Origin of the sequence: Pigmentiphaga litoralis, assembly GCF_048632615.1 — a bacterium.
Taxonomy (GTDB): domain Bacteria; phylum Pseudomonadota; class Gammaproteobacteria; order Burkholderiales; family Burkholderiaceae_B; genus Pigmentiphaga; species Pigmentiphaga litoralis_B.
Genome location: NZ_CP184479.1, coordinates 1,906,911 through 1,927,609, shown reverse-complemented (window position 1 = coordinate 1,927,609; position 20,699 = coordinate 1,906,911). Strand labels below are relative to the sequence as shown.

Genomic DNA, 20,699 nt, shown 5'->3' with positions numbered 1-20,699 from the left:
CAATGGGCGCCATGCAGGACATGCCGGCAGGCAGTGGCCTGTGCACGCCGACGCTGCGTTTCGACAGCGCCGACTTCGATTCACCCGCCGAAACCTTCGACCGTTGGCGGGACATGCTGGCGCCGGTGTACGACGTCGCGCGTCCGTCGGCGGCCGAACTCATTCGCTTTCATGCGCAGCTGACGGCCATGCACCTGGGCCCGGCATTGATCACTTACGCCGTCGCCGCCGCGCAGTACTGCCAGCGCACCAGCACCACGATCGCGCGCAGCCAGGTCGATCACATCATGGCGCACACCTGTCTGGAAGGCGGCTATCACGGCGTGACCGAAGGCCGCAGCTTCGAAGTCCTGCCAGGCGATGTGGGCATCTTCGATCTGTCGCGCACGTGGAACGCCACCTGCAAGCCCTTCCGGCATCTGTCGCTGATGCTGCCGCGCGCGATGCTCGAACCGCTGCTGAGCCAGCCCGACCGCGCTCACGGTACGGTACTGAGCGGCGGCACGACCGCCGGCCGCCTGCTGTGCGAGCACCTGCAGTCCTTATGGCGCAACCTGCCGCGCATGACGCAGGACGATGCCCAGCGCGTGCTGTCCGGATCGGCGTCGTTGATGGCGGGATGCCTGGGGCAGACATCGGGCGCGCACGAATCGCCGGTCCGTGCCGCGTCCTTCACCCGCATCCGCAGGTATGTCGATGACCACCTGACCCGCACCGATTTGTGCGCCGAACAGGTGTGCGACCGGTTCGGCCTGTCGCGGTCCACGCTGTTCCGGTTGTTCGCGCCCTTTGGCGGCTTCGCGCATTACCTGCGGGACCAGCGGCTGCGCGCCTGTTTCCGCGACATCGTCTCGCCCGTGCACGCCCATCGGCGGATTTCGGACATTGCCGAACATTGGTGCTTCAACAACGAAGCCGTGTTCAGCCGGGCCTTCCGGCGCCTGTTCGACGCGTCACCGCGCGACGTGCGGCAGGCGGCGCAGGCCTGGGCGACCCTACCCGAACACTATGCGCCACGCGCGGCAACGCCGTCCGCGACAAGCGTCAGCTGATTGCGCCCATCGACGCGGGCATACCGGATCGCATCCATGTAATGCCGCATGAGTTGCATGCCGTGTCCGCCAATCTCGGCGTCGTCAATCGAGTCGACGGCGGCGGGCGGCGGCAGCTGGGTGGGATCGAAGGCCAGGCCATCGTCTTCAATCGTCAGGGCCACCTGGTCATCGACGCGCGCCAGGTGCAGGGTGATGCGTCCGGCGGACGGCCCCACGTCCCGCCCGTCGGGGTAGGCATACGACACGATATTGGTCAGCGCTTCATCCAGACTCAATTCCATGCCGAAGCGCAGGCGCGGCGGCCACGCATCGCGTTCGCCGATCTGTTCGAGCCAGGCCAGCGCGTGAGCGATCTGCGCGAGGTCGGCGGGTACTTCCAGAGAGTCGCGCATGTCGTCAATCATTGATGAGTCCAGACTAGGCGCATTGTATGATCAACAGCTAAGAATACTTATGAAGATCTCACCTCCAAGGCAGCCATGACGATCGCACATCAGCGCGTCGACGACGTTCACGTCTTCGATCTCCAGGGACAGTTGAACAGCGGCAATGCCGCCTCGGCGGAAAGCGACATACTTGCGCAGGTGACTGGCGGCGCGCGCAAGGTCGTGCTCGATCTGACCGCGCTCGATTACATCTCGAGCGCCGGATTGCGGGTGGTGCTGGTGGCGGCCAAGCGCCTCAAGCAGGCTGGAGGCAAGCTGGTGCTTGCCGGCATGCAGCCGCACGTGCGCGAAGTGTTCGACGTCAGCGGCTTTCTTGCGATCCTGAATGTTGCGCCGGACCGTCAGTCGGCCTTGTCAGAGCTTGCGACCTAGCTTTTTGAGACAAACAGACGCAAGCTTGCGACGTACGGCAAAGTCGCGATATTGCTCTACAGTTACGCTATTACCCGGCGCGGCCCAGTGCCTTCCCATTCCGGAACGTCTGTAGCGACAATGCCCACCCTTGTGTCGACCCCCGACTGGTCATCCGATGCTGTGCTCGCCACGTTGCTCCAGGACGTGCAGGCGCCGCATTTCCTTGATCAGTACCGCGATCGGCGCGCGGTGATTCTGACCGGCGAACCGGCGCGCTTCGACGGTCTGTTCGACCGGCAAGGTTTCGAGGCGTTGGCAGCCACGGCCGGCCGTCTGCACGCATCGTTCGTGGACGTCGATGGGTGGATGGTGAATGTGGCCATTACGCCAGGGCAGATCCCGCGCATGCTGGGCGCCGGCATGACGGTACTGGCCGAAAAGCTGCCTGAAGAAGGCCGCCTCAAGACATTCCTGGACGCCTACCGAAGCCTGCAGACATCGGCCCTTCCGCTGCAGCTCGATGGCGCGGTCTGTCCGGACGGATCCTTGCACCCCCTGGGCATCCACAGCACGCCGCTGTGCATTTTCCAGGTGTCGGGCCGCTATACCTGGCGCTACGTGCCGGAACCGATTTCCGGCGGCGCCCCGCTCGACGTGACCTTGCCGGCCGACGTCGACAGCCTGCCCCTGCCCTGGGGCGATCTGGAACGCCCCCGCCGACGCATTCGTCGAGCAGACCCTGCACCCGGGTGATACGTTCTACCTGCCCGCCGGCTGCTGGCACGAAGGGTTTTCGGTGGGCGAATCCATTGTGCTGGCCGTGACCGTCAACCGGCGACCCCTGCTGGACGTGCTGCGCGGCCTGTTGGCCCGCGGCCAGACCTCAACCGGTGCAAGGCCGGCGCCCGCGGATCGCGTGCCGCCTTCCGACGTGGCCGCCAGCGCGCAGCGCACGGTGGCGGGGGGATGGTCGGCGGCCGACGTCAATGCAGCCTGGCAAGCCTTGCTGGACGAAGCCAACGGGCCGGCAGAGGACTGAGCCGAGAGCTGGCCCGGAGCCGACTCGGACTGGCCCGATAACGGCGCGCCGTCAGGCAACCTCGCCCGGCAGCAGCGTCACATCGAACCATCCCCGCAACGCATTCGACAGCCGCAGGGCGTCGGCGCGCATCAGGTCGCCGCGCGTCAGCACGGCTTCTACCGCGGCTTCGTCATCCAGCAAGGCCGCCCGCTGCGCGCCCGGCAGCACGCCTGACGTGATAGGTGGGGTCACCCACTGCCCATCGATCCGCAGATAGACATTGCACCGGCTGCCTTCGCACAGTTCATCGCGCTCGTTGAAATACAGCAGATCGAAATGGTCCGGATGCGTCGCGATCCAGGCCGCCGCGCCGGCATACCACGGGCGATGCGTCGTCTTGTGCCGCAGCAACGGTTCATCGGAAGCCAGCCGCTGGCGCGCCACCATGACCCGTGGCGTGACGGGCAGGGGAGGCAACACCTGCGTTTCGATATCGATGACGCCGTCATCGCTCACCCGCAACCGCAGGCGATGCGACACCCCTTCCGCCAAGGGCGCCGCCGCGCGGGCAATCGCCCGCTGCGGCGCGTCGATGGACCACCGGTACCCCAACGCCGTTGACGACGCGCCCAGCCGTTCGATGTGCCACGGCAGCAGGGGCATGCGGCCGTCGGCTTCGACCCGTAACGTTTCGATCAGATGCGGCCGCATGTCATGAACCCTCCTGCTGCTGCATGAATTCATGCAGCACGCGCCCGGTATGCGACTGATCGCGATAGTCGATCACCGCTTCCGGCGTGCCTTCGATCACCAGTTGCCCGCCTTCGTTGCCGCCTTCCGGCCCCATGTCCAGCAGCCAGTCGGCTTCGGCAATCACGTCCAGGTTGTGCTCGATCACGACCACGGTGTTGCCGGCTTCGACCAGTCGGTGCAGAACGCGGATCAGCTTTTCCACGTCGGCCATCGACAGGCCCACTGTCGGCTCGTCCAGCACATACAGCGTATGCGGCTGGCGATACCCGCGGCCGGTTCGCATCGTGCCGTCTTCCAGCCGTGCCTTGGCCAGTTCGGTCACCAGCTTGATCCGCTGCGCCTCGCCGCCCGACAGGGTAGGGGAAGGCTGCCCCAGCGTCAGATAGCCCAGCCCCACGCTTTGCAACAGCAGCAGGGGATTGAGGATGGAGGGATGCGCGCCGAAGTATTCGACCGCATCGTCCACTTCCATGCCCAGCACTTCGCCCACGCTCTTGCCGCGCATGTGCACGGCCAGGGTCTCGCGGTTGAAGCGGCCGCCGTTGCACACATCGCACGGCACCTTCACGTCGGGCAGGAAGTTCATCTCGATCGTGCGCATGCCCTGGCCTTCGCAGACCTCGCAGCGGCCCCCGGCCGTGTTGAAACTGAAACGGCCGGCCGTCCACCCGCGCATGCGCGATTCCAGCGTGTCGGCAAACTGCTTGCGCACCGTGTCCCAGAAGCCCACATAGGTGGCGGGGCACGATCGCGGTGTCTTACCGATCGGCGTCTGGTCGACTTCCAGGACCCGGTCCAGGGTTTCCCATCCAGTCATGTTGGCGCAGCCCTTCCAGGCCGTTTTGGTCCGCTTGTCTTCGCGCAAGGCCGCGTTGGCGACTTCGCGTTGCAGATTGTCGAGCAGCACTTCACGCGCCAGCGTCGACTTGCCCGACCCCGACACGCCCGTCACGACCGTCAGCCGGCCTAGCGGAAAACGCGCATCGACGTTCGCCAGATTGTGCAGGCGCGCGCTCTTGACCTGGATCGATGGCGTGTCGGCATCCACCGGCCGGCGCGGCTGCAGCGGGTGCTTGAGCGGATGCCGCAGATACTTGCCGGTCAATGAATCGGGATTGTCCATGATGTCCTGGACCGTGCCCTGCGCGACCACGCGGCCGCCTCGCACCCCCGCACTCGGGCCGATATCGATCACGTGCGCGGCGCGGCGGATGGTGTCTTCGTCATGCTCCACCACGACCAGCGTGTTGCCCTTGCCCTCCAGCCGCGACAGCGCGTTCAACAGAATGCGGTTGTCGCGCGGGTGCAGGCCGATGGTCGGTTCGTCCAGCACATAGCACACGCCCTGCAGGTTGGACCCCAGTTGCGCGGCCAGCCGGATGCGCTGCGCCTCGCCTCCCGACAACGTCGGAGCGGCCCGGTCCAGCGCCAGGTAACCCAGTCCGACTTCTTCCAGGAAGTCCAGCCGGCTGCGCAGTTCGGTCAGGATGTCGCGGGCGATCTCCGCTTCGCGGCCATGCGTTTCCAGGGTCTGGAAGAAGCTGCCCGCGTCCCGCACCGCCAGCGACGCCATCTGCGCGATCGACTTGCCGCGCCAGCGCACCGCCAGCGCATTGCGATTCAGGCGCTGGCCTTCGCAGGTCGGGCAGGCCACGGCTTCGCCTTCGAACGCAGCGTTCCAGGCGGCTTCTTCGCCGGTCTGTTCCTGGTCGAAGCCTTCCAGCTTCACCCCCGTGCCGAAACACGAGGGGCACCAGCCGTGCTTGGAGTTGTACGAGAACATGCGCGGATCCGGCTCGGGAAAGCTCAAGCCGCAGCAGGGGCAGGCCCGCTTGACCGAGAACACGCGCTGTTCCAGCGACGGCGCCGCGGCGCTGCTGTCGACCGCCATGGCCTCGCGCAGCCGTTCCAGCGGCCACACCACGCTCATCACGCCATTGCCATGTTCCAGCGCAATGTCGATGGCCTTGCGCAGTTGCGCTTCATTGGCCGGATCGACCAGGAAGTCCGCCACCGGCAGTTCGATGTTGTGTTCCTTGAAGCGGTCCAGGCGCGGCCAGCGCGCGGTCGGCAAGAAGGCGCCATCGACCCGCAGGTGCGAGTGCCCCTTGTTGGCCGCCCACTTGGCCATGTCGGTATAGAAGCCCTTGCGCGCGGTCACCAGCGGCGCCATGACGCCGATGTGTTGGCCCTTCAGCTCGCGCATGATGCGATCCACGATCAGATCGAAGGTCTGCGGTTCGACCGGCACGTCGCAATTCGGGCAGTACTGCGTGCCCAGCTTCATGTACAGCAGGCGCATGAAGTGATGCGTCTCGGTCATGGTCGCGACCGTCGACTTGCGGCCGCCGCGGCTCGTGCGCTGCTCGATCGCCACCGTGGGCGGAATGCCGAAAATGGCGTCCACATCCGGTTTGCCCGCGGGCTGCACGATCGAACGGGCGTACGCGTTCAAGGATTCCAGATAGCGGCGCTGCCCTTCGTTGAACAGAATGTCGAAGGCCAGGGTCGACTTGCCCGATCCCGACACCCCGGTGATCACCGTGAACACGTTGTGCGGGATGTCGACGTCCACGCCCTTCAGGTTGTGTTCGCGTGCGTTCTTGATTTCGATTGCCGTGGAACGCCGCTTGGCCAGCACGTTCTGCAGCGGCACGCCCAGGTCTTCGGCAATGTCGTCCGCCAGTTCGGCGGCGGCGTCGATCTCGGTGCGGCTGGTGGCGTAGGGCGTCATGCGCTCGGCCAGGGTCATGTCGGGCGACATTTCGGGCCGGTCGGCATTCAGCGCGCCGATCTCGTGTTCGTACTCGCGCAGCGCCAGCCCGGTATGGGATGCCGGCGTGTTCATGACCTGCTCGGGCGTGCCCACGGCCACGATCTCGCCGCCAGCATCGCCGCCTTCCGGACCCAGGTCGATCAGCCAGTCCGACGCGCGGATCACGTCCAGATTGTGTTCGATCACGATCAGCGTATGGCCCGCGGCCAGCAGCTTGCGGAACGCGCCCATCAGCCGGGCGATGTCGTCGAAGTGCAGACCGGTGGTCGGTTCGTCGAACAGGAACAGGCTGCCTTTCTTCGACAGCTTGGCGCCCACGGTCGAGATGCCCGACCGGGCCGCTTCGGCCAAATGGCCCGCCAGCTTCAGCCGCTGCGCTTCGCCGCCCGACAGGGTCGGCACGGGCTGCCCCAGGCGCAGGTATTCCAGCCCCACATCGGCCAGCGGCGCCAGGCCATATTGCACATCACGCTCGCCTGCAAAGAACTCCAGGGCTTCGGTCACGGTCATGTCCAGCACGTCGGAAATCGACGCGGCGCGTCCATTGCGCTCCACCGTCACTTCGCGCACTTCGGCGCGGAAACGCGTGCCATCGCAATCCGGGCAACGAATGTAGACGTCCGACAGGAACTGCATTTCCACGTGTTCGAAGCCCGTGCCGCCGCAGGTCGGGCAGCGCCCGTCGCCCGCGTTGAAGCTGAACATGCCCGCCGTGTAATTGCGTTCCTTCGAGAGCCGCGCCTGCGCAAAGATCTTGCGGATGCCATCGAAAGCGCCAACGTAGCTGGCCGGGTTGGACCGCGCCGTCTTGCCGATCTGCGACTGGTCCACCATGACGACGTCCACCAGCCAGTCGTCACCCAGGATGCGGTCATGCGCGCCCGGCGTTTCGGTCGGCTTGCCCTTCAGCTTGAGCAGGCCCGGATACAGCACGTCCTGCACCAGGGACGACTTGCCCGACCCGGATACGCCCGTCACCGTCACCAGACGGCCCAACGGGAATTCCACGGTCACGTTCTTCAGGTTGTGCTCGCGCGCGCCTTCCACGATCAGGCGCGGCGTGCTGGCCGTGACCGGCATCGGCCGCGGCGCGGCCACGTGCCGGCGGCCCGACAGATAATCGCCCGTGAGCGTCTTGGCCGTGCGCAGTTGCGACGGCGACCCGTTGAACACGATGTTGCCGCCGCGCTCGCCCGGCCCCGGGCCGATATCGATCACGCGATCGGCCGCCAGCATGACCTGCGGATCATGTTCGACCACCACCAGCGAATTGCCGGCATCGCGCAGGCGATGCATGACTTCGACGATGCGGTTCATGTCGCGGGGATGCAGGCCGATCGACGGCTCATCCAGCACGAACAGGGTGTTCACCAGGGACGTGCCCAGCGCGGTCGTCAGGTTGATCCGCTGCACCTCGCCACCCGACAGCGTGCGGCTCTGGCGATCCAGCGTCAGATAGCCCAGGCCGACGTCGCACAGGAACTTCAGGCGGGCACGGACTTCCTCCAGCAGCAGGTCGGTCGCGGCATCCAGCACGCCGTCGAACGCCAGACCGTCGCAGAAACGGCGCACGCGCTCGATCGGCAGCATCATCAGGTCATGGATGCTCAAGCCGGGCAGGGACGCCAGGGTGGCGGCGCTCCACGCCGCATGGACCGGGCGGAATCGCGTGTATTTGTCATCGGTCTGCGGCAGCACGGCATCGGCGTCGGCCTTGCTGCCCACGCGCCACAGCAGGGCATCGGGCTTCAGGCGCGAGCCGCGGCACACGTCGCAGGGCGTATAGGCGCGGTACTTCGACAGCAGCACCCGGATGTGCATCTTGTAGGCTTTGGTCTCGAGCCAGTCAAAGAAGCGCTTCACGCCGTACCACTGGTTCTTCCACGCGTTGCTGGCGCCCTTCCAGTCCGGCGTGCCATTCAGCACCCATTCGCGCTGCGCATCGGTCAGCCGCGCCCACGGCACGTCCAGCGGAATGCCCGCGCGGCCCGCGTACTTGATCAGGTCGTCCTGGCATTCCTTGTTGCTGGCCGTCTGCCAGGGCTTGACCGCGCCACCGCGCAAGGTCTTGTTCCCATCGGGCACGACCAGGCCGTAATCGACACCGATCACCCGGCCAAACCCCCGGCACGCCTCGCAGGCGCCCAGCGGCGAATTGAAAGAGAACGCGCTGGGCGTGGGCGCCGAATACGAAATATCGCTGTTGGCGCAGTGCAACTCGTCGCTGAACTTCCACACGGCCGTATCGGCGCCGTCATCGCCCAGCACGCGTACGTCCACCCGGCCCGCGCCCAGGCGCAAGGCGGCATCCAGCGCTTCCATCACCCGCGCGCGTTCCGCGCTGGCCATGCGCAGGCGGTCCTGCACCACATCCAGGATCTGCGCGGCGTCCTTGCCGCTGCCCACCGCGCGCCGGGCATGCACCCGCGTGTAGCCCTGGCGTTCCAGGAAGGCGCGGATCTCGTCCTCGCCATAGTTGGCCGGCACCTGGACCGGAAAGGTGATGGCCAGACGGGGATCCCCGGCCTGCGCGGCCCGGTCGACCAGCATGTCGTAGATCGAATCGGGCGTGTCCTTGCGCACCGGTTGCGCGGTCTGGCGGTCGTACAGCGTGGCCGCCCGCGCAAAGAGCAGCTTCAGGTGATCGTTCAGCTCCGTCATCGTGCCGACCGTGCTGCGCGAACTGCGCACCGGATTGGTCTGGTCGATGGCGATCGCAGGCGGAATCCCGTCGATGCGGTCCACCTGCGGCTTGTCCATCCGGTCCAGGAACTGGCGCGCGTAGGGCGAGAAGGTTTCGACATAGCGCCGCTGCCCTTCGGCATACAACGTGTCGAACACGAGTGAGCTCTTGCCCGACCCGGAGACACCGGTCACCACCACGAGTTCGTTGGTGGGAATGGTCAGGGTCAGGTTCTTGAGGTTGTTCTGGCGGGCGCCAACGACCTGGATATCGGATGTGCCGGTGTCGGTGTCGAGGGCGGTATCGGTAACGGCGGGGGAGTAGAGGCGGACGTCATGGATGCAAGATGGGGCCGGTTCGCTCGTCGGCAATCCTCAGATCGTAGCCCGTTACAAGGCCGCGCGAAAAACGCCACACCGCCGCGCATTCGGCAACGCCTGACAAGCTTTGGTAACACCTGCGGGCTCAGTCTTTCGGTGGAGCGAGGCGTAAGATGAAGCCATGAAAGCCCGTCCACTGACCCCTTCGGAAGCACTCGGCGTTGAAGCCGGCATTTATATGCCGCCTCGCGTGCTGGGTGACGCACCGCCGCCGCCGCGCAGCCTGCGCCTGGTCGCGGTCGTGGTCATTGCGGGAAGCATCGGCGCCACCGTGGTTGCCGTGAATGTGGTGCCGGCCGCGGCCCACACCTGGCACGTCGTCAGCCACCAGACCGACCGCGCCCTGGCGCGCGTCCTGGGCAAGGCCGAAGTGCAGACCGCCGAGCTCTTGTCGGACCTGACCGCCAACTTCGCGCCGGCCGCCGAACCTACCTTCATCCCCCCGCTGCACTAAAAACCCGTTAGAATCGTGGGTTAGTCTGATTCAGCAGCCTGCGGTTATTTCGATTAGCGGTCTGCTTTTCCTGGCAGTCTGTTATCCGGCAGCCTGTTTTAACGATCTATTTCCTGGAGAACGACATGGCGGAAAAGAAGCGCACACGTCGCAACACCCTCGAGCGCCGTTGCCTTGGCAAAACCTTCAAGCGTCTGTTTGTGGGTTCGCCCAAGGGCATCTTCAAGATGCTCGAGAAGGTCAAGAAGGCCTGAGCCTGTCGCGACAGAAAAAACCGTGGTGCTCGCACCACGGTTTTTTCGCCTGTTCAAGGCTCGGGCCAGCGGCCGGGACGGGCCCGGCCCTCCGTCAGCCGATTCAGGAAGCCGGCGCGACGCAGCGGAAGTTTGCCGCGTCTTCCAGCGACCCGGTGCCGACGTAACGCGCCTGCTGCGGGTAGGGGCACAGCGGCCGCGTGCGGTTGGGCCATGGCGTGTTGCCGTCAGGACCCGTTGCCGCCGGCACCGACGCCGGGGGAACGCCGCGCTCCACCCAGTTCACCAGCGCCGTAAGCATGTCGAACCGATCGGTGGCCGGTCCGCCATAGCAATGGTGCATGCCGGGTATCGTGAACAGACGCACGAAGTCGCTCGCTTGCGGTTCCGCCGCACGGATCTTTTCATACCAGTCAATGGTGTGATTGACCGAGAACACCGGGTCGCTATTGCCGTGGTAGACGATCATTTTGCCGCCGGCATTCTTGAATGCGCTGAGATCCGCGGGGCGGGGGTGACATGAACGATACGGCCGACTCGGTGTAGATCGAATCCGTCGCGAAGATCTTGGGGGCGTCCCGATCGAAGTCGTAGGCAAGCAGGTGGTCGAGCACCTGGAAGCCTGTGCTGCTGACCTTCACGGGCGGTGTCGTGAAGATATAGGGCAGGGCCGCGCCGCCCATGGTCATGATCAGCGCGTCCGGGACGTCGGTCTGCGAAAAGCCCGGCTTCCAGAAACGCCAGCCAGCCCCGCCCACGCCGGCGTCGAAGGGCCAGTCGGCGTACAGCGCTTCTCCCTTGCTGTTTTTTGGGCCACTGAAAATGGCCTTCAGACTGTTGACCTGCTGCCCGGACAGGCAACCGGCGTGCTTGGCGCCGGTGCACTGCAGGGTGTCCGGGGTGAACGCCGTCTTGCAGGCCTGCGGATTGTCGATCATGCCATCGGTGGCGACGTCCAGCGCGTCGCAGGCGGCGACCGTGGCGTTCGCCACAAGCGCCAGATCGGTGTTCGAGAAGGACTGGCCGATCAGGGCGCGGCCCGACGCCGACAACGGCGCTGCGGCCGCAAAGTGTTGCGTGTCCCACGCGTGCTGCACGGCCGCCTTGGGCAGGTCGATGCCGGGGTTGCCAGCCACGATGCCGTCAAAGAGCGTCGCATGCCGCGATGCTGCAACGACCCCCTGCCGACCACCGTTCGAGCAGCCAAGGAAATAGGACTTGTCCGGACCCCGGCCATATACCCGGGAAACGATCGTCTTGGCCGCCGGCGTGACCGTGCCGACGGCGTTGTAGCCATAGTCGACACGGGCTTGCGGATCGACGCCAAACATCGAGCCACCCACCAGCGCATCGCTTTCCATCTGGTGGCCGGCGTCGGTGCTGACCACGGAAAATCCCATGGACAGGGCGTTGGTGACCTGCCCGGCGCCGCTCAGCGCGCCCAGCGCCGCACGCACCGTGCCATCCGCTCCGCCGCCGCCCTGAAAAAGAAGCGGCCGTTCCACACGTCCGGCAGGCGCAGTTCGAAACCGATTGCGTAGGTCTTCCCGTCGACCGTGCTGTTGCGGTGGTTCAGGCGGCCACGGATCAGGCAGTGCGCCGGCACCGATTGCGCCGGGGTGGCGCCGGCTTGCGCGCCGGTGTGGTTGGCGCTGTCGATCAGCAACTGGGGAAGGCCCAGTGCCGCTGTCGAGACGTCGGTACACGCCAGCCGCGCGGCCGAGGTGGCGTCCGAGCCGGCACGGGTGCCGGTGGATGCCGGGCTATCGTCGCCGCCGCAACCGGACAGCAAGGTCAGCGCGGTCAGCCCGAGCACGGCCGCGCCACCGCTCAGGCGCCTGCCCGGTAAACCCGGTGCATGTGTTGTCATGGTGGTTCTCCTCCCTTTTGTTCACGCACAAAACAGCCACTTCGGCCGTCGCAGTGAATGTAACCAATTGCGTGTGACGCAAATGCAAGGGACTTTCCCGGTTCGTAGTTTCCTAGCGTTCGCGCGCGAAAAAAGGCATGCCTTAAAGCATGCCTTTCCTTGTTTGCGCGCGGCGCATGGCTGCGCCCCGTGTTGCCCGGATCAGTGGCTGCCCACCGGCACCGGATCGCGGCCCGACGTCGCATTTTCGGGCACGAATACGCTTTCGCCGCTCAAGGTCAGCGCCAGCTGTTCCTTGTCCAGCTCGCCTTCCCAGCGGGCCACGACGATCGCGGCTACCGCATTGCCGACCAGGTTGGTCAGCGCGCGGCATTCGGACATGAAACGGTCCACGCCCAGGATCAGCGCCATGCCCGCCACCGGCACCGACGGCACCACCGACAACGTGGCGGCCAGGGTAATGAAGCCTGCGCCGGTAATGCCGGCTGCGCCCTTGGAACTGAGCATGGCGACGGCCAGCAGCAGGATCTGGTCGGCGATCGGCAACTGGATGTCCATGGCCTGGGCAATGAACAGCGCCGCCATCGTCATGTAGATGTTGGTGCCGTCCAGGTTGAACGAATATCCGGTCGGCACAACCAGGCCCACCACCGGCTTGGAGCAGCCGGCGTGTTCCATTTTTTCCATCAGCGTCGGCAGGGCGGCTTCGGACGAGCTGGTGCCCAGCACCAGCAGCAGTTCTTCGCGGATGTACTTGATCAGCTTGAGGATCGAGAAGCCGTTGTAGCGGGCCACGGCGCCCAGCACCACCAGCACGAACAGCAAGGAGGTCAGGTAGAACGTGGCGACCAGCGCGGCCAGGTTGGCGATCGAACCGATGCCGTACTTGCCGATGGTGAACGCCATGGCGCCGAACGCGCCAATCGGGGCCGCCTTCATCAGGATCGACACCAGCTTGAAGAACGCGCCGGAAATGGCCGTCAGGAAGTTCATGACGGGCGCGCCGCGCTCGCCAATCGCGCCCAGCGAGATCCCGAACAATACCGAGAAGAACAGCACCTGCAGGATGTCGCCACCCGCAAACGCGCCCACCACGGTGTTCGGGATGATGTTCATCAGGAAACCGGTCAAGGTCTGCTCATGCGCCTTGGCCGAGTAGCTGGCCACGCTGGCCGCATCGAGCGACGCCGGATTGATGTGCAGGCCATGGCCGGGCTGGACCACGTTTGCGACCACCATGCCGATGATCAGCGCCAGGGTCGAAAAGGTCAGGAAATAGATCATGGCCTTGCCGACCACGCGTCCGACCTTCTTCAAGTCCTGCATGCCTGCGATGCCGGTCGACACGGTCAGGAAGATAACCGGGGCGATGATCATCTTGACCAGCTTGATGAACGCGTCGCCCAACGGCTTCATCTGTTCGCCGAGCTGCGGATAGAAATGCCCGAGCAGAATGCCCAGGGTAATGGCGAAGATGACCTGGAAATACAGGTGCTGATAGAGTTTTTCTTACGAGCGGGCGCGCCGCTCACCACGGGTTGTGGTGCGATCATGTTGGGATGTCCCCTGCCAGGTGTTGGAGCTTGGCGGCCTTCCGTCACGAAGGCGTGCCAGCACATTGTTTTCACTGTCTTCTGCCTTCCGGCAATGGCCAGCGGCATTCGGTACGTGGAATTAGCAATGCCTGTGCCAGGTTGGTCCCGCTGAATCAAACGTTGATACATAAGGGGATTCGGGCAATGGCGGATTCCTGGACCGCCAACCTGTGTGCGGACTTTCGCTCGCGCCGGGGGCGCCGTGTGTGATAATCCGCACACGCCCTCCCGTTGTCCCCATCGCGTGACATCTTCCGTGCATGACCTGACCGAGCCGTCGCTCGCCACTCCCGCGCCTGCGCTGCTGGCGCGGCAGCGCCGCGCGTGGCGCTACTTTGCGGCCGCGGCCGCCGTAGCTCTGGCGGCGGTGCTGTTCCTGGCGTCGCATGTTGGCGAGGACCAGGCGGTGAACGACGTGCGCGCCCGCGCCGAAAATTCGGCGGCATTAAAGGTCGCGGTGTTGATGAGCGAGCTGGAAAAACAGCGGTCGCTGCCTTTTGTCCTGGCCCAGGATCTGGAAGTCCAGGATGCCCTGCGGTCCCGCGATCCGGCACGCCTGGAGGCGCTGGACGCCAAACTGTTCGCGCTCAAGTCGGGTACCGGCGCGGCGGTCATCTATCTGATCGACCCGGCCGGCATCACGCTTGCGGCCAGCAACTGGCGCGAGCCGACGTCCTTCGTTGGCAGCGACTACGGCTTTCGCCCGTACTTCCAGGAAGGCGTGGCCAACGGTGCGGCCGAGCATTTTGCGCTCGGCAATGTCAGCCAGCGGCCCGGGCTGTACCTGACGCGCCGGGTGGACAAAGACGGCCTGCTGCTGGGCGTGGTGGTGGTCAAGGTCGAATTCAATGGCGTCGAAGACAACTGGCGCAGGTTTCCCGAACCGACTTTCGTCACCGATGAGAACGGTGTCGTGCTGTTGTCCGCCGTGCCGGACTGGCAGTTCATGACCCTGGGCACCTTGCCCGACGCCGACCGCGCCCGGCTGCGGGACAGCCTGCAATTTGGCGATGCGCCGCTGCAGCCCTTGCCGATCCGTACCGACCCTGAACGCCGGGGGGACGAACGGGTACTGGCCACGGTGCCCGGCACGGGCCGCGAAGACCGCTATCTGCAGGTCAGCCTGCCGGTCCCGAGCACCCAGTGGACCTTTCATTTCCTCGGGCCGACCCGTGAGCCGGTGGCGCGCGCCGCGACCCTGGCGCAGGCCGTGGGCGTGCTGGCCGTGCTGCTGTCCGTCTTTGCCGCGGGGCTGGTCATGCACCGGCGGCATCTGGCCCGCAACGCCATCGCGGCGCAGACCGCCGTGCGGGAAGAGCTTGAACGCCGGGTCGCCGCGCGCACGGCGGAACTGCGCGACACCAATGCTCACCTGGTCAGTGAAATGGACGACCGCCGCCGCGCGGAAGCCGCCCTGCGGCAGTTGCAGGAAGAGCTGGAACAGGCCAACAAGCTCGCCTTTCTGGGTCAGATCACCGCGGGGGTTGCGCACGAAATCAACCAGCCGGTCGCGGCGATCCGCAGCTTTGCCGACAATGCGGCCACCTTCCTGGATCGCGCGCAGACTGAACCGGTGCGGCGCAACCTGGCGTCGATCGCCGGCCTGACGCAGCGGATCGGCGCCATCACCGACGAACTGCGCGCCTTCTCGCGCAAGGGGCGATCGGGCATCGTGCCGACGCGGGTGGACGCGGCGATCGATGGTGCGTTGCTGCTGGTGGGTAATGCGCTGCAACGGCAGGGCATCACGCTGATCCGGCCGGCCACGACGGAAGATGTCTGGGTCATGGGCGAACGCATGCGGCTGGAACAGGTGCTGGTCAATCTGCTGCAGAACGCAGTGGATGCGCTGGAAGGCACGCCTGACGCGCGGATCGTGCTGAGTGTGCGCGTCGACGCAGAGGCAGTCGTCAAGGGTGCCAATCGCGTCCGCATCGACGTGACCGACAATGGCCCCGGCATCGCCCCGGAAGTCATGGCGGCCTTGTTCACCCCCTTCACCACCACCAAACCCAACGGCCTCGGCCTGGGGCTGGTCATCTCGCGGGACATTGCGGCCGACTTCGGCGGCGAGCTGCAGGCGCATAGCGAACCTGGCGTCGGCACCCGGTTCACCCTGCTGTTGCAGCGCGCAAGGCCATCATGATGTCACCCGTCACTTCCCTCATGCCCGACAGTCCTGCCCCCCAACGAGTGGTGTTCGTCGACGACGACCCCGCCCTGCGCGAAGCCAACAGCCAGACCTTGGAACTGGCCGGCATGGACGTCACCGCGCTGCCCAACGCCCGCGCTGCGCTGGACCTGCTGACCGCCGACTTTCCCGGCGTCGTCGTGACCGACGTGCGCATGCCCGGCATCGACGGCCTGCAGCTGTTTCGCGCGCTGCACGAACGCGACCCTGACCTGCCCGTGATCCTCGTGACCGGCCACGGCGATATCGGCATGGCGGTCGACGCGATGCGCCAGGGCGCCTATGACTTCATCCCCAAACCCTATCCGGCCGACCGCCTGCTGGCCACAGTCCGCAACGCCCTGGACAAGCGGCGCCTGGTGCTGGAAAACCGTCAGCTCAAACAGCTTGCGCACGATGCGGGCGCCAGCCTGCCGCTGATCGGCGATACGCCAGTGATGCAGCGGCTGCGGCGCACCGTGCGGCACCTGGCGGATGCCGACGTGGACGTGCTGATCGAAGGCGAAACCGGCACCGGCAAGGAAGTCGTGGCCACCGCGCTGCATCAATGGAGCAGTCGCCGGCGCGAACACGCCTTCGTGGCGGTGAACTGCGGCGCGCTGCCCGAAGCGGTCGTTGAAAGCGAACTGTTCGGTCATGAACCCGGGGCCTTCACCGGCGCGCAGCGCAAGCGGGTCGGGCGCATCGAACATGCGAACCGGGGCACGCTGTTTCTTGATGAAATCGAAAGCATGCCGGTCATGTTGCAGGTCAAGCTGCTGCGGGTCCTGGAAGCGCGCGAAGTCTCGCCGCTGGGCACCAACGACGTTCGCCAGGTGGACCTGCGCGTCGTGGCCGCCACCAAGGTCGACCTGAGCGATCCGGCGCAACGCGGCGACTTCCGCGAAGACCTGTTCCACCGGCTCAATGTGGTCACGCTGCGGCTGCCCCCGCTGCGCGAGCGGCGCGACGACGTCGGCCTGCTTTTCTCCTACTTCCTGTCCCGCGCCGCGGCCCGCTTCAAGATGCCCGTGCCCAGCGTGACCGATGGCATCGGGGCTTACCTGGCCACGCACCGCTGGCCCGGCAACGTGCGCGAACTGGCGCACTTTGCCGAGCGCGTCGCGCTGGGACTGGCGGAGGAGGGGATGGAAGGCATACAGGCCCGACCGGACGATGCCGGTGACGCCGGGGCCACGCTGCCGCAACGTATGGAACGGTATGAAGCGAGCCTGATCCGGGACGCCCTGGCCACCTACCGCGGCGACGTGCGCGCCACCCTGCAGGCGCTGGGTATTCCGCGCAAGACCTTCTACGACAAACTGCAGCGGCACGGCATCGACCGCGCGGCGTTTGAACTGCCGGGGGAATGAGCTCCGGGGAAATGACCGCCGGGGTATCGCCACGCCCGGGTCAGACAAAACCCGACGCCCAGACGACAAAAAGGGGCGATATCGCCCCTTTTTGCTTGCGGTCATGACGTCCGATCAGCTGCGCGAATCCGTTCCCGGAATCTGCAGTGTCTTGCCCATCTGCACGGCGCTACCCTTGATGCGGTTCAGCGCGCGCAACTGGTCCACCGTCGTGTCGTAGCGCTTGGCGATCGACGAGAGGCTGTCGCCCTTGGTCACGCGGTGCGTGCGCACATGTACCTTCTTGCCCACAGCCACCGTACCGCGCGCGGCCACGGGGCGCACTGCCGCCGGCACCGCCGTCGCGATGATCGCGGGTTCGCCAGCCGCCGCACCCACCGGGACGATCAGGCTGTCGCCCGCCGACACGGACGACTTGGGCCCCAGGCCGTTGGCGCTGCGCAGGGTAGCCACCGACGTGCGGTATTGCTTGGCCACGCTGGCCAGCGTGTCGCCGCGCGCCATCTGGTGGGTATGCCACGACGACAGTTCGCCGTTGTGCGCAAGCAGGTTCGCTTCGAATACGCCGATACGGTCGGCAGGCAGGATCAGGGTCGGTTCATGCCGGCCCAGAATCACGCCGCGGTTGAACGACGGGTTCAGCGCCTTGAATTCTTCCAGCGGCATTTCGGCCAGCTGCGCCGCCAGCTTCACGTCGATGTTGCGGCTCTTGGTGACCGTGACGAAGTAGGGCTGGTTGTCGATGGTCGGCAGCACGATGCTGAACTTGGCCGGGTTGGCGATGATGTTCTTGATCGCCTGCAGCTTGGGCACGTAGTTGCGCGTTTCATCGGGCATGTCCAGCGACAGATAGTCGGTCGGCATGCCTTGCCCGGCCTTCTTTTCGATCGCCCGCTTGACCGAACCTTCTCCCCAGTTATAGGAAGCCAGCGCCAGGTGCCAGTCGCCGTGGAATTCGAACAGGTATTGCAGGTAGTCCAGCGCGGCGTTGGTCGACGCGATCGGATCGCGGCGCTCGTCACGCCACCAGTCCTGCTTCAGGTTGTAGCCGCGGCCGGTGGCCGGTACGAACTGCCACAGGCCCGAGGCCTGCGAACGCGACAGCGCCCAGGGGTCGAACGAACTTTCCACGAAGGGCAGCAATGCCAATTCGCTGGGCATGCCGCGCTGGTCGATTTCTTCAATGATGTAGTACAGATACTTGCCGGCCCGCTGCGCCGTGCGCTGCAGGTATTCCGGCTTGCTGGCGTAGAAGTTTTCCCATTCGCGCACCAGCGGCGTGTCGATGTTCGGCACGGCAAAGCTGCGGCGGATGCGGGTCCAGACATCGGCTGGCGCAACGGTCAGGTCCACCACCAGCGGCGAGAGGCCCGTTGGGGCCACCTGCTTGATCAGCGGCGAGTCGAGCCGCCGGCCCTGGGTCGCTGCCGCCACGCGCGGATTGGCCGGCACGTTGGGCAGATCGGCCACGGTGGACGTCGTTTCGGCAGTGGCCGTGGAGTCGCCAGGATTGGCGGGAGGGAGGGGAGCGCAAGCGGCAAGGGCCAGAAGGGCACCCGCCGTGATCACTTTCAGGAGCGCGCCGCGGGGATGCAATCGCGGAGCGTCGTCCGCGAGATCCACGCGCCGCCAAGGCGTATTTCCATAGATGTTCTTCAGTTTGACTGGGTTAAAGGCGCTGCGCATAGTAGGAGCCTGACGGGGTTCACGTCAAGCTTCCTTACATATCAGCGGCTGATGTCAGGGGTTGACCGACGATCCGAGCACGTTCAATACAAACGGCATATTTCCGGATTACTTGAAGGAATTTTTCCATTCGCGCAGCGCGGCGAATACTTCAGTCCGGGTGGCCAGGGCTCGGCCGGCATGGGTGACGGCGGCGGCGGCCACGGCAGGTTCGTCCGTCCGCAGGAAGGGGTTCACCTCTCGTTCCAGCGCCAGCGTGGTAGGCACCGTGGGCGTCCCGCTGTCGCGCAGCGCCTGGGCCTGATCGTGCCACTGCGCCAGGGCGCCGTTGTCCGGCTCGACCACCTTGGCCCAGCGGATGTTCGACATCGTGTACTCATGGGCGCAGTACACGCGGGTGTCGTCGGGCAGGGCGGCCAGCTTGCCCAGCGATTCGGTCATCTGGTCGGGCGTGCCTTCGAACAGCCGGCCACAGCCCGTGGCGAACAGCGTATCGCCGCAGAACACCAAAGGCTCGACCCCGCCGGCGCGGCCGGCGTAGGCAATGTGCCCGGCCGTATGGCCCGGCACGTCGATCACTTCCAGATTCAGGTCCAGTTCGGGCAATGCCACCTGATCGCCTTCGACCAGCTTGCGGTCGCAGTGCGGCAGGGTTTCGCCCGCGGGGCCGAACACGGTGGCGCCGGTGCGCTCGACCAGTTCGGTCACCCCGCCAACATGGTCGTTGTGATGGTGAGTCAGTAGAATGGCGCGCAGTTGCAGGCGTTGCTGCTGCAAGGCCTGGAGGACGGGAGCGGCCTGGCCGGGGTCGACCACGGCGGCAAGACTGCCATTGCGGATCAACCAGATATAGTTGTCACTGAACGCCGCCAACCCGGTGATGCCCGAATTGCCCGGCGGCACGCCGGGGGTGGTGCTGGCGGTTTGCTTCTGTCGTTTATCCGAACCTTTCATCCGATGCCCCTATCTGCCGCCCAAGGTTACCCGATTTCCGAACTCGGCCGTTGGCTGGAATCGCCTCCCGGACGCTACCTGTTGGCCTGGGAACAAGCCCGGCTTGACGAGGCGGTATCGGATGTATTTGGCTTTTTCGCGGTGCAGGTCGGGCTGCACCAGATCGACGGCCTGCGGGCCAACCGCATGCCTTTCAAGGGGTGCGTGGGCGACCAGGCCCCGGGTGGGCCCATGGTCGCGCCGCGGTGCAACGCCTTTGTCGTGGCCGAATTCGAAGAATTGCCCTTCGACTCGCAAAGCATCGACCTGCTCGTCCTGCCGCATACCCTTGAAGTGTCCGCCGACCCGCACCAGGTGCTGCGCGAGGCCGAACGCGTGCTGATGCCCGAGGGCCGCCTGATCGTGACCGGTTTCAATCCCTGGAGCCTGTGGGGCGCGGGGCGCCTGCTCGGGCAACGCGCCGCCTTCCTGCCCACCAGCCTGGGCCCGTTGCCGGTGCCGCGCCTGAAGGACTGGCTGAAGCTGCTGTCATTCGAAGTCGACCGCGCCCACTTCGGCGGCTACGTGCCACCTTGCAGCAGCGACGTCTGGCTGCAGCGATTCGCCTTCATGGAAAACGCGGGCGCCAAGTGGTGGCCGTTCTGCGGGTCGCTGTACATCGTGTCGGCGGTCAAGCGGCAGGCGGGCATGCGCCTGATGGGTCCGCCCTGGAAGACCCAGCGGCTGCGCCGCCCGCCGCGGTGGCGGTGGCCCCGCGCATGAATGCGACGCGGCCCGACAGCGAGCGCGAGTAAGCCGGCACTGCCGCGCCGACCCGCATGCACGGGTCGTGTGGGGCGATTGCCTAAGCCAGAAGTTAAGTTGTTGCGGACGTG

At 65.9% G+C, this 20,699-nt stretch carries 17 protein-coding genes and 1 pseudogene; 9 read left to right on the top strand and 9 right to left on the bottom strand.

All coding sequences use genetic code 11. The annotated features are described in order from the left end of the window. The first annotated feature begins 2 nt into the window (after positions 1 to 2). Entirely contained in the window at positions 3 to 1,052 is a 1,050-nt protein-coding gene (locus ACNANG_RS08420; protein ID WP_420226816.1) for a helix-turn-helix domain-containing protein, read from the top strand. Here the strand turns inward: ACNANG_RS08420 and ACNANG_RS08415 are convergent. Then, on the bottom strand, positions 1,007 to 1,447 hold the full coding sequence (locus tag ACNANG_RS08415) for an ATP-binding protein (RefSeq protein WP_420226815.1): 441 nt from the start codon (positions 1,445 to 1,447) through the stop codon (positions 1,007 to 1,009). The two genes, ACNANG_RS08420 and ACNANG_RS08415, sit on opposite strands and share 46 nt — an antisense overlap. 87 nt (positions 1,448 to 1,534) lie before the next feature. Between ACNANG_RS08415 and ACNANG_RS08410 the strand changes: the two genes are divergently transcribed. The 3 genes from ACNANG_RS08410 to ACNANG_RS08400 all read left to right on the top strand — a co-directional run bounded on the left by ACNANG_RS08410 (position 1,535) and on the right by ACNANG_RS08400 (position 2,894). Further along, positions 1,535 to 1,873, top strand: a complete 339-nt coding sequence (locus ACNANG_RS08410; RefSeq protein WP_420226814.1) for an STAS domain-containing protein — start codon at positions 1,535 to 1,537, stop codon at positions 1,871 to 1,873. A 120-nt stretch (positions 1,874 to 1,993) separates the two neighbouring features. Then, positions 1,994 to 2,608: a hypothetical protein gene (locus ACNANG_RS08405; RefSeq protein WP_420226813.1), complete on the top strand. Its 615-nt coding sequence runs from the start codon at positions 1,994 to 1,996 to the stop codon at positions 2,606 to 2,608. 43 nt (positions 2,609 to 2,651) lie between these two features. Then, the gene (locus tag ACNANG_RS08400; protein WP_420226812.1) at positions 2,652 to 2,894 is read left to right on the top strand and encodes a hypothetical protein; all 243 of its coding nucleotides are present in this window, start codon (positions 2,652 to 2,654) and stop codon (positions 2,892 to 2,894) included. Positions 2,895 to 2,945: 51 nt separating this feature from the next. Here the strand turns inward: ACNANG_RS08400 and ACNANG_RS08395 are convergent, their stop codons facing one another. Then, complete coding sequence (locus tag ACNANG_RS08395) at positions 2,946 to 3,587, bottom strand: aminotransferase class IV (RefSeq protein WP_420226811.1); 642 nt, start codon at positions 3,585 to 3,587, stop codon at positions 2,946 to 2,948. A 1-nt stretch (position 3,588) separates the two neighbouring features. Continuing rightward, entirely contained in the window at positions 3,589 to 9,357 is a 5,769-nt protein-coding gene (uvrA, locus tag ACNANG_RS08390) for an excinuclease ABC subunit UvrA (RefSeq protein ID WP_420227488.1), read from the bottom strand. A gap of 232 nt (positions 9,358 to 9,589) precedes the next feature. Here uvrA and ACNANG_RS08385 point away from each other — a divergent pair, with 232 nt between their 5' ends. Both ACNANG_RS08385 and ACNANG_RS08380 read left to right on the top strand, forming a co-directional pair. After that, positions 9,590 to 9,922, top strand: coding sequence for a hypothetical protein (locus tag ACNANG_RS08385; protein ID WP_420226810.1), 333 nt, complete (start codon positions 9,590 to 9,592; stop codon positions 9,920 to 9,922). 125 nt (positions 9,923 to 10,047) lie between these two features. Continuing rightward, positions 10,048 to 10,176: a hypothetical protein gene (locus tag ACNANG_RS08380; protein ID WP_257022584.1), complete on the top strand. Its 129-nt coding sequence runs from the start codon at positions 10,048 to 10,050 to the stop codon at positions 10,174 to 10,176. Positions 10,177 to 10,279: 103 nt separating this feature from the next. Here ACNANG_RS08380 and ACNANG_RS08375 read toward each other — a convergent pair whose 3' ends face one another. From ACNANG_RS08375 to ACNANG_RS08360, 4 genes and pseudogenes are all read right to left on the bottom strand, one after another. Further along, positions 10,280 to 10,645 carry a tannase/feruloyl esterase family alpha/beta hydrolase gene (locus ACNANG_RS08375; RefSeq protein WP_420226809.1) on the bottom strand — a complete coding sequence of 122 codons (366 nt, stop codon included), beginning with the start codon at positions 10,643 to 10,645 and terminating at the stop codon, positions 10,280 to 10,282. Continuing rightward, positions 10,623 to 11,633: a tannase/feruloyl esterase family alpha/beta hydrolase gene (locus ACNANG_RS08370; protein ID WP_420226808.1), complete on the bottom strand. Its 1,011-nt coding sequence runs from the start codon at positions 11,631 to 11,633 to the stop codon at positions 10,623 to 10,625. Before ACNANG_RS08370 ends, ACNANG_RS08375 begins: the two co-directional genes overlap by 23 nt. Further along, positions 11,609 to 12,046, bottom strand: a complete 438-nt coding sequence (locus tag ACNANG_RS08365; protein ID WP_420226807.1) for a hypothetical protein — start codon at positions 12,044 to 12,046, stop codon at positions 11,609 to 11,611. Before ACNANG_RS08365 ends, ACNANG_RS08370 begins: the two co-directional genes overlap by 25 nt. Positions 12,047 to 12,247: 201 nt before the next feature. Further along, a pseudogene (locus tag ACNANG_RS08360) lies at positions 12,248 to 13,599 on the bottom strand (dicarboxylate/amino acid:cation symporter). 286 nt (positions 13,600 to 13,885) lie between these two features. On the opposite strand from ACNANG_RS08360, the gene ACNANG_RS08355 reads away from it, so the two are divergent. Both ACNANG_RS08355 and ACNANG_RS08350 read left to right on the top strand, forming a co-directional pair. Continuing rightward, the gene (locus ACNANG_RS08355) at positions 13,886 to 15,787 is read left to right on the top strand and encodes a sensor histidine kinase (protein WP_420226806.1); all 1,902 of its coding nucleotides are present in this window, start codon (positions 13,886 to 13,888) and stop codon (positions 15,785 to 15,787) included. Continuing rightward, the gene (locus ACNANG_RS08350; RefSeq protein WP_420227487.1) at positions 15,787 to 17,184 is read left to right on the top strand and encodes a sigma-54-dependent transcriptional regulator; all 1,398 of its coding nucleotides are present in this window, start codon (positions 15,787 to 15,789) and stop codon (positions 17,182 to 17,184) included. Before ACNANG_RS08355 ends, ACNANG_RS08350 begins: the two co-directional genes overlap by 1 nt. A gap of 114 nt (positions 17,185 to 17,298) precedes the next feature. Here the strand turns inward: ACNANG_RS08350 and ACNANG_RS08345 are convergent, their stop codons facing one another. Both ACNANG_RS08345 and gloB read right to left on the bottom strand, forming a co-directional pair. Continuing rightward, positions 17,299 to 18,807, bottom strand: coding sequence for a LysM peptidoglycan-binding domain-containing protein (locus ACNANG_RS08345; RefSeq protein WP_420226805.1), 1,509 nt, complete (start codon positions 18,805 to 18,807; stop codon positions 17,299 to 17,301). A gap of 171 nt (positions 18,808 to 18,978) precedes the next feature. After that, a complete protein-coding gene (gloB, locus tag ACNANG_RS08340) occupies positions 18,979 to 19,824 on the bottom strand; it encodes a hydroxyacylglutathione hydrolase (protein WP_420226804.1) in 846 nt (281 codons plus the stop codon). Between the two features lie 3 nt (positions 19,825 to 19,827). Here gloB and ACNANG_RS08335 point away from each other — a divergent pair, with 3 nt between their 5' ends. Further along, complete coding sequence (locus tag ACNANG_RS08335) at positions 19,828 to 20,586, top strand: class I SAM-dependent methyltransferase (protein ID WP_420226803.1); 759 nt, start codon at positions 19,828 to 19,830, stop codon at positions 20,584 to 20,586. Positions 20,587 to 20,699 lie beyond the last annotated feature (113 nt).

What these genes read in the sequence shown, in the direction of transcription:
- ACNANG_RS08375 (WP_420226809.1), bottom strand. Translation starts at nt 10,645, where the DNA reads ATGATCGTCTACCACGGCAATAGCGACCCGGTGTTCTCGGTCAATCAC.
- ACNANG_RS08350 (WP_420227487.1), top strand. Translation starts at nt 15,787, where the DNA reads ATGTCACCCGTCACTTCCCTCATGCCCGACAGTCCTGCCCCCCAACGA.
- ACNANG_RS08405 (WP_420226813.1), top strand. Translation starts at nt 1,994, where the DNA reads ATGCCCACCCTTGTGTCGACCCCCGACTGGTCATCCGATGCTGTGCTC.
- ACNANG_RS08395 (WP_420226811.1), bottom strand. Translation starts at nt 3,587, where the DNA reads ATGCGGCCGCATCTGATCGAAACGTTACGGGTCGAAGCCGACGGCCGC.
- ACNANG_RS08385 (WP_420226810.1), top strand. Translation starts at nt 9,590, where the DNA reads ATGAAAGCCCGTCCACTGACCCCTTCGGAAGCACTCGGCGTTGAAGCC.
- ACNANG_RS08380 (WP_257022584.1), top strand. Translation starts at nt 10,048, where the DNA reads ATGGCGGAAAAGAAGCGCACACGTCGCAACACCCTCGAGCGCCGTTGC.
- ACNANG_RS08415 (WP_420226815.1), bottom strand. Translation starts at nt 1,447, where the DNA reads ATGCGCGACTCTCTGGAAGTACCCGCCGACCTCGCGCAGATCGCTCAC.
- ACNANG_RS08410 (WP_420226814.1), top strand. Translation starts at nt 1,535, where the DNA reads ATGACGATCGCACATCAGCGCGTCGACGACGTTCACGTCTTCGATCTC.
- ACNANG_RS08420 (WP_420226816.1), top strand. Translation starts at nt 3, where the DNA reads ATGGGCGCCATGCAGGACATGCCGGCAGGCAGTGGCCTGTGCACGCCG.
- ACNANG_RS08335 (WP_420226803.1), top strand. Translation starts at nt 19,828, where the DNA reads ATGCCCCTATCTGCCGCCCAAGGTTACCCGATTTCCGAACTCGGCCGT.
- gloB (WP_420226804.1), bottom strand. Translation starts at nt 19,824, where the DNA reads ATGAAAGGTTCGGATAAACGACAGAAGCAAACCGCCAGCACCACCCCC.
- ACNANG_RS08365 (WP_420226807.1), bottom strand. Translation starts at nt 12,046, where the DNA reads ATGACAACACATGCACCGGGTTTACCGGGCAGGCGCCTGAGCGGTGGC.